The organism is Vibrio sp. 10N.247.311.13, assembly GCF_041467595.1.
In the GTDB taxonomy this organism is placed as follows: domain Bacteria; phylum Pseudomonadota; class Gammaproteobacteria; order Enterobacterales; family Vibrionaceae; genus Vibrio; species Vibrio crassostreae_C.
In genome coordinates this window covers 17,671-30,729 of the sequence record NZ_JBFSUX010000060.1, presented here as the reverse complement: position 1 = coordinate 30,729, position 13,059 = coordinate 17,671, and the positions used below count along the sequence as shown (strand labels likewise).

The following is a 13,059-nucleotide window of genomic DNA, read 5'->3' as shown; positions in this document are numbered from 1 at the left end:
CTAAGGGTTTGACGCTATTAGATCATATTTGTTAACAAAGTGCGATCCCGCCCTGCGGTAGCAGCAACCATTGCCGATTACGGCGCAATCGTCGCTCCTGCGGATTCTAAGTACGACACTTGGGAAGACGTCGTTAAAGAGTTCGAAACCAACCCACGTAAAGTGAAAATTGCTGGCGGTTCAGCCCGTGGCAGCATGGATCACCTTGTGGTTGCGGCAGCGTTCAAAGGCGAAGGTTTTGATGCGAAGAAAGTGCGTTACATTGCCTACGATGCTGGCGGTAAAGCGATGGCGGCACTGCTTTCTGGCGAAACACAGCTGCTTTCAACGGGCCTTGGTGAAGTACTAGAGATGTCTAAGTCTGGCCAAGTAAAAGTGCTTGCTGTGACGGCTCCAAAGCGTCTTGACGCTGCGCCTAACATCCCAACACTGACTGAATACGGCAACGAGACAGTATTTGCTAACTGGCGTGGTTTCTTTGCGGCACCGGGTACAAGCCAAGCAAAAATCGACGAGTGGAACGAAGCTCTTGGCAAAATGTACAAAACCGATGAGTGGCAAGTGGTTCGTGACCGTAACGGTTGGATCGACAACTACAAAGCTGACAAAGATTTTTACGCCTTCCTAGAAGACCAAGAAAAACAGATGGGCGATCTAATGCGTGAGCTTGGTTTCTTGAAGTAACCAACAACCAGAGAGGGTCTTTGTGCCCTCTTACTCTTTCCTGTTTCGCCGTACATGAGTTAACTAAAACTCCTTTGTTTATTCGTAGTGTATTGCTAAAGCTTGCTGATTCGTTGTAGAAGCAAGTGACTTAACCAAGTCATGTAATTCGCTCACCTTTGGTTAGTGATCCCAGACATTCTTCATTAACTCGCTCATGTGCGGCTTTTTTACTTTTTATACCACCCCAAATGGAGTTGGATATGTCGGACTTACCAACCAAATTTCTGAGTAAGGAATCTTTGCTTTCGAAGGATCGCATCGGAGCCATGATCTTTATGCTGGCGAGCTTGTGCTACGGCTATCAAACCACGCTGATTCCTTTGTTCCCCGGTGACGAGTACGAACCCTTCACAGCAAGAACCTTACCTATCCTGCTAACGTTTATCGGCATTGGCCTTTCGTTGATCCTGCTTATAACCGGACAGCCGGATAAAAAAGTTACATGCGACACTACGCCGCTGAACTGGAAACTGCTGATTGGCTTCTTGGTGTTAATGGCACTGTACGGTGTTGGGCTGACTTATCTTGGCTTTGTTTTAGCAACCAGCTTCTTCTTACTTGCAGGCTTTTACCTGTTGGGTGAGCGCCGCAAAACTGTTTTATTTGGCGCGTCGTTTCCTTTCGTTATCGCGTTCTTTCTTTTATTAACTCAAGGCTTAGATATCTACCTAGAGCCTGGTTTAATCTTCACTCTTTGGTAGGGATAACATTATGTTAGACGGAATTTTACAAGGACTTTCTACCGCTGTGATGCCAATGAACATCATGATGGTAATTGTGGGCTGTTTCGTGGGTACCTTCATCGGTATGCTACCGGGGTTAGGTCCAATTTCAGCAATCGCGTTGATGATCCCGATTACATACGGCCTAGACCCTTCTTCTGGCCTAATCTTGATGGCTGGTGTGTACTATGGCGCTGTATTTGGTGGCTCGACGTCATCAATATTAATCAACGCTCCAGGTTGTTCTTCAACGGTAGTAACCGCATTCGATGGCTACCCGATGGCACAAAAAGGCCAAGCGGGTAAAGCACTTGCACTCGCGGCTTACTCTTCTTTCACTGGTGGCACACTTTCGGCAATCATGCTTTTGATTGCGGCTCCGGCTTTAGCCAGCGTGTCATTGAGCTTCCAGTCTTCAGACTACTTCGCATTGATGTTGTTAGGTTTATCGGCAGTAGCGGCGTTTGCGGGCCCAGGTCAGGTAATCAAGGCATGGATGATGACCATTCTTGGTTTGATGCTGTCTACTGTTGGCATCGACAAAGGCGTTGGTGTTGAGCGTTTCACGTTTGGTCTAACAGACCTGATGGATGGCTTTAGTTTCCTACTTCTTGCTATGGCAACCTTCGCTTTAGGTGAGACTTTAATGGGTATTCTAAAACCAGAGCAAGACACCAGCGCGGAAGAAAGCCAAAAGATGTCGGATATTGGTAGCATGAAGGTCACCAAAGAAGAGTTCAAAGAAGTGGCACCAGTTTCAATTCGATCTTCTATTCTCGGTTTCTTTACCGGTGTTCTACCGGGCGCAGGTGCCACTATTGCGGCATTCCTAAGTTACGGTATGGAGCGTAGCCTCGCGCCAAAAGACAAGCAGAAAGAGTTCGGTAAAGGCAGTATTCGTGGTCTTGTGGCTCCTGAATCAGCAAACAATGCAGCTTCAAGTGGTTCATTTGTACCGCTGTTAACACTCGGTATTCCGGGCTCTGGTACTACAGCAATTATGCTTGGTGCATTGATTGCCTACGGTATTCAGCCGGGTCCTCGCTTGTTCGTTGATCACCCAGACGTATTTTGGTCGGTGATTATCTCGATGTACTTTGGCAACATCGTGCTGGTTATCTTAAACCTACCGTTGATCCCATATATCTCTAAACTGCTAGCGGTACCAAGAACGGTACTACTGCCAATGATCATTTTCTTCTCAATCACAGGCGTGTACTTGGTGTCTTTCAACACGATGGATGTGTTTGTGATGCTAATTGTGGCAATGGCGGCGATAGCGTTAAGGCTGGCCAACTTCCCGCTCGCACCGTTACTGCTTGGCTTCATATTAGGTGGTTTGATGGAAGAGAACTTGAGACGCGCACTGATGATCAGTGATGGTGAACTCAGCTTCCTTTGGGAACGCCCTATCACTATGACCTTCACTATTTTAGCGGTATTGGTTCTATCTAGTCCTATTCTGGTTAAGCTGTTCAAGAGCTTTAGAGCAAAGCCTGTTGAAGTATAAACTTGGCTTAGCCTAGAAAACAAAACGAAATAAAGGGAGCCTCAGACTCCTTTTTTCGTACCAGCTATTTCAAAAAACCACAGCTCTAAGGTGGTAGCAAACTCACAAACCTATCTTTACAACACACATGGCGCTGATATTCATAACAAATTCAAGTAAGGTAACCAGTTAGTTAACGTATTGGATTCTAAAACTATGGATTGGTTGATTCTATTCTTATCAGGGGTGGTTGGCGGTGTGCTTAACTCCATTGCGGGTGGCGGCAGCTTCATCACTTTCCCTGCTTTGTTATTTGCTGGCGTTCCACCAATAGCAGCCAACGCGACCAATACCTTTGCTTCGTGTGCTGGATACATTAGCGGAGCCTACGCTCTGCGCCACGAAATTCAATCTGGTACTAAGCAGCTAAAACTGACTATAGCTTTATGTGTGATTGGCGGTGGTATCGGGGCATTTTTACTGCTGCACACACCAGAAGCTCTGTTCACTCAATCTGTCCCTTGGCTGTTGCTGTATGCTGCTCTGCTTTTCACGTTTGGCGGCACGCTCAATAAATGGCTTAAACAAGCTACAGCAAAACATAAGCACGCCACTAGCGCAGGCGCATTCTTTTCCGCTTTATTACTTTTGATTGTCTGTATCTACGGTGGGTATTTTAATGCAGGTTTGGGCATTGTGACATTGAGCTATTTGGCGCTGGCTGGTTACACCAACATCAACGTGATGAATGGCATCAAACTGCTCGTGTCCGCGTGTGCTTCCCTCGCAGCGATCGTGTTTTTTATCGTAAATGGTTCGATTAATTGGCCGTCTGGCATGGCTGTATTATTGGGTACATTGGTTGGTGGTTATTATTCAGCAAAAGTCTCTCGCCGCATCCCACAACAATATGTTCGTAATACAGTGATCATCGCGAGTTTCTTAATCACCGCTTACTTTTTCTATAATAACTAGGTTTTATGCTAAGTCGGTTTGACACTAATTAAACCCGAAACTGAATCTAATTCTAACTGGAAAACACAGCGGGAAAGCTGACTCTCGCATTACCTATCTCGCTATTTTATTACTTATAAAATAACCGTGTCGATATGTGTGAGACGAGTCCTTCAATTAGTAAATTTGATAACAATTTAGACTGTTTTTTAGCCTTTATTTTTCCAAGGGTGGGATACTTCTCCTGTCGAAAGTGAGACTTCATTAGGAGGCGTTATGAACATTAAACTCGGTCATGTCATGTCATCAAGTCGACTCATTTGCTTTGTCGCTTTTCTTGCTGCCACATTCGCGTGGATCCTAAAAATGCCCGCTCTGTTTTCTGTGTCAGCGCTATTCTTACTTATCAGTGCAATCGTTTATGTCACCGATCTTTGGAAGAATCAAAGAAAGAACCGCGAAGCTTAGCCATTTACGGTTTAAATCGAACGAATTAAAAAAGGAGCTCATAGGCTCCTTTTGTGTTTTTCGCTTATCTAATTAGGCGTACTAATCGTCGACGCCTTATCTAACGACGCCTTCTTATTAACGACGGAAGTTACGACCGTTACCGCCGCGGCGCTCTTTAAATGCAGACGCAGCTTTAGCTTGAGAAGCGTGGATAGACTCAACCGTTAGTTCCATTGGCTCACGAGGCTCTAGCCCATGGCGGAATGTACGTGAACGCGGAGGCATCTGGTATTCGATGTCCGATGCTTTAGGCATGCGCTTGAAACGGTAAAGGTAGAAGTTTTCAACCTTCTCACGAGCCCATTCGGTTTTCTTCAGGTATTTAACTGCGCTTGCCACTGTAGGCTTAGTGTTAAAGCAGTTCATACGCATTGCCGCATCTAAAATTTCCCAACCATAATGATCCACTAATTCAGTGATCATGGTTTCAAGCTTTAAGCCGTGTAGCGGGTTATTTTGTTGCAGTTCGATTCTTTCTTCTTCAGTCATAACATTACCTTTTTCAAGGCAACTAAAGGCCTTGAATTTACTCTAGAACACCGTCATCACTGACCGCTTCTAGCTCAATCATTTGGGCATTATTTCCATTGCCCTTGTTTATGTCTTTATGATGGCATAAAGCATGTGCGTTATCCTATTTATCTTTTCATTTAATTTTAAAATGGTTATTTAACGTCCAGATCATCATTAACAGCACTTTAGTTAAGCAATAGCGCATACGCTATTAACTGGCAGACGTATTCGATGCGTTAATGAGTAAAAGAGCCTATAAACACGCTTGGTCACTGAATGAGGTGATGGCCTATATAGAAGCAAACACTGGTTCAATGTTTGACCCAGAGTGGGTTGAAGCGCCTAAACAAAACCTAGACGGCTTTATGGCAATTCGGGAGCAATACAATGACGATGCTCAGCCGCATTTAATGACAGCTTAAACTATGGCACCTTTGTTATTCAGGCCCAAGTAAGAGAACGTGAACCAACAAAAAAGGATGCCACTGAGGCATCCTTTTGTTTTCTAGTTTGCAGCTGAAAGAACAAATTTGTTCTCTACTGATTCTAACTAACGATTATACGTCGTAAGTTGTAGAAGCAGTATCGCCGCCTGTACCAGTCCAGTTTGTGTGGAAGAATTCACCACGTGGACGGTCAGTACGCTCGTAAGTGTGAGCACCGAAGTAGTCACGTTGAGCTTGAAGCAGGTTCGCTGGTAGACGTGCAGTTGTGTAACCGTCTAGGAAAGATAGCGCAGAAATCGTACATGGCATTGGGATACCAGACTCTAGAGATTTCGCTGCTACTTTACGCCATGCCACTAGGCTGCCTTGTAGGATGTTTTTGAAGTACTCGTCAGAACCTAGGAACGCGATGTCTGGGTTTGCTTCGTACGCATCACGTATGTTGCCTAGGAATGCAGAACGGATGATACAACCACCACGCCACATTAGCGCTACGTTACCGTAGTTTAGGTCCCAGCCGTTTTCGTTCGACGCTTCACGCATTAGCATGAAACCTTGAGCGTAAGAGATGATCTTAGAAGCCAGTAGAGCTTGACGTAGTGCATCAACCCACTCTTGCTTGTCGCCTTCAACTGGAGTGATTGTCTTCTCAAACAAAGCTTCAGCTTCAACACGTTGGTCTTTAAGAGCAGACAGGCAACGAGAGAATACAGACTCAGAGATCAGTGTTAGTGGGATACCTAGGTCTAGTGCGTTGATACCCGTCCACTTACCCGTACCTTTTTGGCCTGCAGTGTCTAGGATCTTCTCAACTAGCGCTTCACCGTCTTCATCTTTGTAGCCAAGGATGTCAGCAGTGATTTCAACTAGGTAGCTGTCTAGCTCAGTCTTGTTCCAGTCAGCGAATACTGCTTGCATCTCGTCAGCAGACATACCTAGGCCATCTTTCATGAACTGGTATGCTTCAGTGATAAGCTGCATGTCACCGTATTCGATGCCGTTGTGTACCATCTTAACGAAGTGACCAGCACCGTCGTTACCAACCCAGTCACAGCAAGGCTCACCAGCGTCAGTTTTTGCCGAGATACCTTGGAAGATTGGCTTAACCGCTTCCCAAGCTTCAGCCGCACCACCTGGCATGATTGAAGGACCGAAACGAGCACCTTCTTCACCACCAGATACACCAGTACCGATGAAGTGGATGCCTTTCTCACGACAATGCGCTACTCGACGGTTAGTGTCTGGGTAGTTAGTGTTACCACCATCAATGATGATGTCGCCTTCGTCTAGAAGTGGGATTAGATTTTCGATGAACGTGTCTACAACGTCACCAGCACGAACCATAAGCATCACTTTACGTGGCGCTTCTAGCTTCTCAACTAGCTCTTCTAGAGAGTAAGCACCAACAATGTTAGTACCTTTAGCTGGGCCTTCTAGGAACTCGTCTACTTTAGCAGCAGTACGGTTATGAGCCACAACTTTGAAGCCGTGGTCGTTCATGTTTAGGATAAGGTTCTGACCCATTACTGCTAGGCCAATTACACCGATATCACCTTTCATTATTTATATCTCCTTGCGGCTATTCGCACTTATGCGATAGCACTTGCTGCATTTGAATCTAGGAACCACTCTGTCTCGCCAGTTTTAGACTGGATTTTCGCTGCCGGGTAAGGCAACTCTGAAGCAGGAGTAGTATGAATTTCTTTAACGATCTCAACTTTACCTGCACCCAGTACTAGGTAGCTGATTCGTTTTGCTGCTTCTAAAACTTTTGCGGTTTTAGAAACACGGATTTGACCAGACTCAGGGTGAGAAGCCAGTACAGACAGGTTCTCATCTTGGTAGTTGGTTGCGCCCGGGAATAGTGAAGCTGTGTGACCGTCTGCGCCAACACCAAGCAGAATCCAATCGAATACAGGCGTGCCGTTTTCTGTTGGGATTACGTCTGCCATCTCTTTTGCGAAACGCTCTGCTTCTGCTTTTGGTTCATCCTCACCACGGATGCGGTGGATGTTTTCAGCAGGAAGGTTTACTTGAGTAAACTCTTTTAGTTTTGAAAATAAGAGCGCGTTTGCTTCACCGAAATTGCTTTCAGCGTCGTCTGGTACAACGCAACGTTCGTCGCCCCACCAGAAGTGAAGGTTATTCCATTGAATACCTTCCGCGTATGGCGCCTGTGCTAAAAGTTTGAAAAGCATTTTTGGCGTGCTGCCACCAGACAGTGAAATGTGAACAGGTTTGCCCTGCTCGCTGTATGCTTTCATTTCATTTGCTAGGTTTTCAACAACCAGTTCAGGCGTTGCAAAGATCTTGTGATTGATCATAGTTCGCAGTAATCCGTGTCTGTTAAGTTTTTGCATGGGAAACGCCATGCGCGGCCATCACGTTGCAGAAGTTCATCTGCTTCCTGTGGGCCCCAAGTACCACAAGCATAGCCAAACAGTGCTTGAGGATCTTGCTTGAAGTCTAAGATTGGTTGAACGTACTTCCAACATGCTTCTACCGCATCGGTACGTGCAAACAGAGTCGCATCACCGTTCAGTGCATCAAGAAGAAGACGCTCATAAGCCGTCAGCATCTGAGTTTCAGGCAAGTCAGAGTAAGAGAAGTTCATTTTCACTTCTTTTGCTTTGAAGCCTGCGCCTGGCTCTTTCAAACCAAAGCTCATCTGAATACCTTCATCCGGTTGGATGCGGATAATCAGCTTGTTCTCTGGTGCATCTTGACCAAATACTGGGTGTGGCGTGTTCTTAAAGTGAATCACGATTTCAGTCACACGTGTTGGTAAGCGTTTACCTGTACGTACGTAGAAAGGAACACCATTCCAACGCCAGTTATTGATGTGAGCTTTCAAGCCGATGTAAGTCTCGGTACGAGAATCATCCGCTACACCATGCTCTTCACGGTAACCTAGTAGGTGCTGACCACGAACATCTGATGCTGTGTACTGACCTAATACTAAGTCTTTACGCAGATCATCTTCTTCTAATGGTTTCAGACACTGAAGCACTTTAACCACTTCATCACGAATAGAATCAGCGTTAATTTGTGCAGGCGGCTCCATACCTACCATCGCTAGCACTTGCAGCAGGTGGTTTTGGAACATGTCGCGAACTGCGCCAGAACCGTCGTAGTATCCGCCACGCTCTTCAACGCCAAGGAACTCAGCACCTGTGATTTCAACGTATTCAATGAAGTTACGGTTCCACAGTGGTTCAAACATCGCGTTTGAGAAACGAAGCACTAGAAGGTTTTGAACCGTCTCTTTACCAAGGTAATGGTCGATACGGTAGATCTGGTGTTCTTGGAAGTGATGATGGATCTCTTCATCCAACGCTTGAGCTGATGCTAAGTCGTAACCAAATGGTTTTTCGATGATCAGACGACGCCAGCCGTTCGATTCATCGTTAAGGCCATGCGCAGCAAGGTTTGCTGGAATCACACCGTATAGGCTTGGCGGGGTTGCCAAGTAGAACAATGTGTTATGGTTTTCGAATTGGTAGTCTTGCTCAAGCTTGTCTAGACGTTGTGCTAAACGAGCATAGTCGTCTACATCTGAAGTATTGATCGCTTGGTAATGCAGATGTTCAATAAATGCATTCAGCGTCTCTGGTTCAGTTTTTTCCATTTCCTGAAGAGACTTCTTCAGCTTCTCACGGTAAGACTCATCGCTGTACTCAGTACGGCTCACTCCAAGAATCGCAAAGGATTCTGGTAGTTGATTGCTAGCATACAGGTGGTATAGAGCAGGAATTAACTTGCGGTAAGTTAGATCTCCCGACGCACCAAAAATAACGATGCTGCTGTTTTCAGGTATTACCATCATCTTTCCTATAAAAACAAGGTTTTTAGTATTCGCCAAAGGTATCAGCGACATACGAAAATAGATAATAGGTCTTAACTATTACATCAATAGTAAGCGCCTATTAAATTTGAGAATGCGTTTGGTAAACGAGGGTGAAAGCTATCACCTCTATTCGGGACAGTATTGTCTATGACTATTTGATTTACATCAACCACTGTGAAAGCAATCGATTAAATATTGACTCATTTCGAACAAATTCTAATCGATAGTTCCGTTCATTTAACCCACGGGTGAAGCAAATCGGCATTCTCAAACAGTGTAGTCAAGAAAGAACGGTATCTGGTCGGTGGAGTGAGCAATAGGAAAGGGAGAAAAAGGTAAAACCAGCTTATTCAACTGGCTTTATATTTATTTTGATGGTGTCGTGTTTATCTTTGCGCTTTGTTGTAGCAGCGCTCCGGGCGACCTACGGTACCGTAATTTAAGTCTGCGACTAACTCACCAGTGGTAATCAAAAATTCTAAATAGCGTCTGGCGGTGGTTCGGCTAGCACCAATTCGTTCTCCGGCTTCATCGGCGGTAATATTAACGGCATCAGCTTGCTGAAAAATGGCTCTGATCTTATCCAACGTTACGCCATCAATTCCTTTGGGCAAGGTTGATACTTTTCCTGAGTCCGCTTTGGCATTGGCTTGCAGCATCTTATCAACCAAACCTTGGTTCAAATCAGACACGCTTTCGAACTCTTGTAACTGTGACTGATACTTCTTCAGTGCTGCTTCCAAACGAGGAAACATGACTGGTTTTAATAGGTAATCCACCACTCCCCCGCGCATTGCCTGCTGCAGCGTATCCACATCCCGAGCAGCAGTAATCAAGATAACGTCGCAGCCTTGATTGCTCCCTCTTACGTGATTAAGAATATCGAGCCCACACCCGTCCGGCAGGTACACGTCCAATAACACCAAATCAGGTTTTAAGATGTCCAGTTGCATGAGCGCTTCAGACTGTGTGGTGGCAATGCCGACCACGTCAAAGCCACCCATCTGTTCTAAATAACGATGGTGTAGCTCTGCAATCGCAATATCATCTTCAATGACCATGACTCTCGTGATTGCGTTCATTTATGTTCTTCCTTTAACCATGCTTTTTCCGTCACGATGATCTTCGCAAGATCGTTTCGTGCTTAATTATTGTTCTTCTTTTGGCAGATAAACCGTCATTCGCGTGCCAAAATCGTGGTTGTCGACCATTTCAAGCTGCCCTTGATATCGGTCTGCCAGCTGCTTTATCAGATACAAACCCACACCACGATTTTGCTTCGCTTTGCTCGATACGCCTTTTTCGGTGAGTGCTTTGGTCGCCAACTCTTTCGGCAAACCGCACCCTTTGTCTTCTACTTCTACGATAATTTCATTACCAAAATCACTGATTGAAACTTCAATAACCCGACGCGCTGGCGCAATTTGACCCTCTTGCTTAATCGCCGTCATGGTGGCGTCAAAGGCGTTATCAATCAGGTTGCCAAGAATTGTGACAACGTCATCCGCGTTTAACCAGCTAGGCAGAGCTTCAAGCCTTGATCCCTTTTCCACTTTAAGCTCTAACCCAATCTCTCGAGCTCGCTCTGTTTTGCCTAAAAGCATGCCTGCAATAAGAGGGTCTTTCACCGTCTCTCTTAAGAACTCAATTAAGCTCTGGTAATGAGCGGTTTCTTGACCAATCAATTGTTGAACAGAGTCCAGCTCGCCCATCTGAATCAAGCCACTGATGGTGTTGAGCTTGTTTTGATGCTCGTGGGTTTGTGAACGCAGTAGATCAGCATATTCTTTGGTTTGTGAGAGCTGGTCTGTTAAATCGTTGATTTCATCTCGTAATCGGAAACTCGATACCGCCCCGACCACCTCACCTGCCACTATAATCGGGCTTCGGTTAGCAATGATTCGCTTATTGTTTAAATACAACTCAACATCGTGGTCGGTGTCGCCGGTTGATAGCAGTTGTTCTAAATCACTGCCTGGCAATACATCAGAAAGGCGCTGTTGATTGAGTGCTTTATCCCTGTCTATCGATAAAATATCGCAGGCACTCTTATTAATTGAACGTAAAATGCCGTGCTTATCGATGCTCAGAATGCCCTCTTTCACGGTACTCATGGTTACATCTAGCTCAACATACAACCGGCCTATCTCTTCAGGCTCAAAGCCCAAAATAGCGCGTTGAAAACGGCGAGATACATAACTCGAAATCAAAGCGTTGACCGCAACCACCAGCAACGCCATCACAATCAAAAAGGCTAAGTAAGGTTCGATTCGATCTTGTAAAGAATCCAATAAGTAACCAACTGACACCACACCAATAACGGTACCTTGGGTGTCTTTTACCGCGGATTTACCACGAACTGAAAAACCCAGCGATCCTTTGGCTGTCGACACATAAGACTCGCCCAATACCAATGCTTTTTGGTTATCGCCACCACGCATGGGTTTACCGAGCCTGTCATCATAAGGGTGAATCAGGCGGATACCTTTATCATCTCCAACAACGATAAACGCCGCGCCAATGAGCTGAGTAAGGTTACGAAATTTAACTTGGGTTTCTTCAGACAAAACGTAGGGAACGCCATTAGGGTCCAACGTTCCATTTTCTTGAATAATGCTGGTGACAAGCGGCGATTCAGATAGAAATTCAGCAACACCTAACGCTTTCAAACCCATCTCTTGTTCTTGAGATTGTTTGATGTAGTAAAAACCAGCAGCTGCAAGAATCAAAAGTTCAACGAGGCCAGTGACCGTCATGATAATCAGTAACCTTTTACGGAAACTGATACTGCTCCATTTCATATTCCACCGTCCCTAGTGTTAGACGATCAATGTTAACACCAAGTTAATCGCATGACCTTTCTAGGGGCGTGAATTTGTGACTGCTACTCAACTAAATAATTGAGCAGATTGTTAATTGATAATCCTTTACGTTGTTCATCTCGATTAATCGTTCATTTTTAGGACTGATTAGCTTAAAAACCAAAATAAACGAATAAATATTGAGCTAGATCACTAAGCTTTTAGGTGTTTTTTAGGTTGTTTAAAATAAATACAATTATAATGGTTGCATATGAAGAAGTTTATTGTTGCTAAGCCATAGGTCATGATTTTCAGACCGCGCTTTGAATCGAAACTTCGATTAACAAAATAGCAACAACCCTTCGCTCGCTGGACGTATCTATAACTAAAAGTTGCACGCTCGCCGTTACGAATGATGAACAAACGGATTAAGTATTCTCCCCTATTCATCCATCGCTATTTCAAACTCGGCTAGCCAGACAACGAAGAGGTGACTGATAAAAGCATCACCCAATAATAAAACATTGATGAGCAGGAGGTATCGATCAGTCAGTGGCAACGTCCAATAGAAACAGGATAACAAACATAACGTATAAACATTGTTGAAAAGGAAACAAGGCAATGAAACGCGATAACTTTGGAATTTGTCTTACTAAGACTATGCTGTTCAAACACTTACAATCGACTTTTACTCACGTAAGAGCCTATGAGAAAGATGGCACCTCCCCACTCGATCTCAAGGTATTGTTAGCATTCCCGCAAATGTCAGGGAGAGATTTATTACAAACAATGCAAGGTTCAAGACAATTGGTATGGCGCGCCGATCACCATTGTCCTAGCTTTAAATAAGCCACTTCATTTTGTAAAAACACTTCTATACTGAACTTAAAGAGCACGCTTATGCGTGCTTTTTAAGTTTCATTTATCTTTGATATTCACGTCACTCAATCTTATTTACACTTGATTAACGAGTTATGAAAATTTCTATTCATATGAGACAATCTATTCAAGACAAATGACTATCGCCCTGTTAACATTAGAGTTAATACTC

At 44.7% G+C, this 13,059-nt stretch carries 11 protein-coding genes and 2 pseudogenes; 7 read left to right on the top strand and 6 right to left on the bottom strand.

All coding sequences use genetic code 11. The features are described from left to right. Positions 1 to 51: 51 nt before the first annotated feature. From AB6E52_RS19105 to AB6E52_RS19085, 5 genes and pseudogenes are all read left to right on the top strand, one after another. Positions 52 to 684, top strand: a pseudogene (locus AB6E52_RS19105) (tripartite tricarboxylate transporter substrate binding protein); the annotation flags it as partial. A gap of 242 nt (positions 685 to 926) precedes the next feature. Beyond that, positions 927 to 1,427, top strand: a complete 501-nt coding sequence (locus AB6E52_RS19100; protein ID WP_102320375.1) for a tripartite tricarboxylate transporter TctB family protein — start codon at positions 927 to 929, stop codon at positions 1,425 to 1,427. 10 nt (positions 1,428 to 1,437) lie between these two features. Beyond that, entirely contained in the window at positions 1,438 to 2,958 is a 1,521-nt protein-coding gene (locus AB6E52_RS19095) for a tripartite tricarboxylate transporter permease (protein ID WP_102320374.1), read from the top strand. Between the two features lie 195 nt (positions 2,959 to 3,153). Beyond that, positions 3,154 to 3,912 (top strand): sulfite exporter TauE/SafE family protein, encoded by a 759-nt coding sequence (locus AB6E52_RS19090; protein WP_017062287.1) that lies wholly within the window; start codon positions 3,154 to 3,156, stop codon positions 3,910 to 3,912. Positions 3,913 to 4,167: 255 nt separating this feature from the next. Continuing rightward, the gene (locus tag AB6E52_RS19085) at positions 4,168 to 4,359 is read left to right on the top strand and encodes a hypothetical protein (RefSeq protein ID WP_017066914.1); all 192 of its coding nucleotides are present in this window, start codon (positions 4,168 to 4,170) and stop codon (positions 4,357 to 4,359) included. 117 nt (positions 4,360 to 4,476) lie between these two features. On the opposite strand, the gene AB6E52_RS19080 is transcribed toward AB6E52_RS19085, so the two are convergent. After that, positions 4,477 to 4,890 (bottom strand): VF530 family DNA-binding protein, encoded by a 414-nt coding sequence (locus tag AB6E52_RS19080; RefSeq protein ID WP_010438513.1) that lies wholly within the window; start codon positions 4,888 to 4,890, stop codon positions 4,477 to 4,479. Between the two features lie 239 nt (positions 4,891 to 5,129). Between AB6E52_RS19080 and AB6E52_RS19075 the strand changes: the two are divergent. Next, positions 5,130 to 5,336, top strand: a pseudogene (locus AB6E52_RS19075) (metal-dependent phosphohydrolase); the annotation flags it as partial. Between the two features lie 135 nt (positions 5,337 to 5,471). On the opposite strand, the gene gnd reads toward AB6E52_RS19075, so the two are convergent. The 5 genes from gnd to AB6E52_RS19050 all read right to left on the bottom strand — a co-directional run bounded on the left by gnd (position 5,472) and on the right by AB6E52_RS19050 (position 12,008). Then, on the bottom strand, positions 5,472 to 6,920 hold the full coding sequence (gene gnd / locus AB6E52_RS19070) for a decarboxylating NADP(+)-dependent phosphogluconate dehydrogenase (RefSeq protein WP_017059712.1): 1,449 nt from the start codon (positions 6,918 to 6,920) through the stop codon (positions 5,472 to 5,474). 29 nt (positions 6,921 to 6,949) lie between these two features. After that, on the bottom strand, positions 6,950 to 7,684 hold the full coding sequence (gene pgl, locus AB6E52_RS19065; protein WP_017066266.1) for a 6-phosphogluconolactonase: 735 nt from the start codon (positions 7,682 to 7,684) through the stop codon (positions 6,950 to 6,952). Beyond that, positions 7,681 to 9,183 carry a glucose-6-phosphate dehydrogenase gene (gene zwf / locus AB6E52_RS19060; RefSeq protein WP_017059714.1) on the bottom strand — a complete coding sequence of 501 codons (1,503 nt, stop codon included), beginning with the start codon at positions 9,181 to 9,183 and terminating at the stop codon, positions 7,681 to 7,683. Before zwf ends, pgl begins: the two co-directional genes overlap by 4 nt. Positions 9,184 to 9,593: 410 nt before the next feature. Beyond that, positions 9,594 to 10,289: a response regulator gene (locus AB6E52_RS19055; protein ID WP_017059715.1), complete on the bottom strand. Its 696-nt coding sequence runs from the start codon at positions 10,287 to 10,289 to the stop codon at positions 9,594 to 9,596. A gap of 66 nt (positions 10,290 to 10,355) precedes the next feature. After that, a complete protein-coding gene (locus AB6E52_RS19050; RefSeq protein WP_102320372.1) occupies positions 10,356 to 12,008 on the bottom strand; it encodes a sensor histidine kinase in 1,653 nt (550 codons plus the stop codon). A gap of 621 nt (positions 12,009 to 12,629) precedes the next feature. On the opposite strand from AB6E52_RS19050, the gene AB6E52_RS19045 reads away from it, so the two are divergent. Next, positions 12,630 to 12,857 (top strand): hypothetical protein, encoded by a 228-nt coding sequence (locus AB6E52_RS19045; protein WP_009846577.1) that lies wholly within the window; start codon positions 12,630 to 12,632, stop codon positions 12,855 to 12,857. The last annotated feature ends 202 nt before the right edge of the window (positions 12,858 to 13,059 follow it).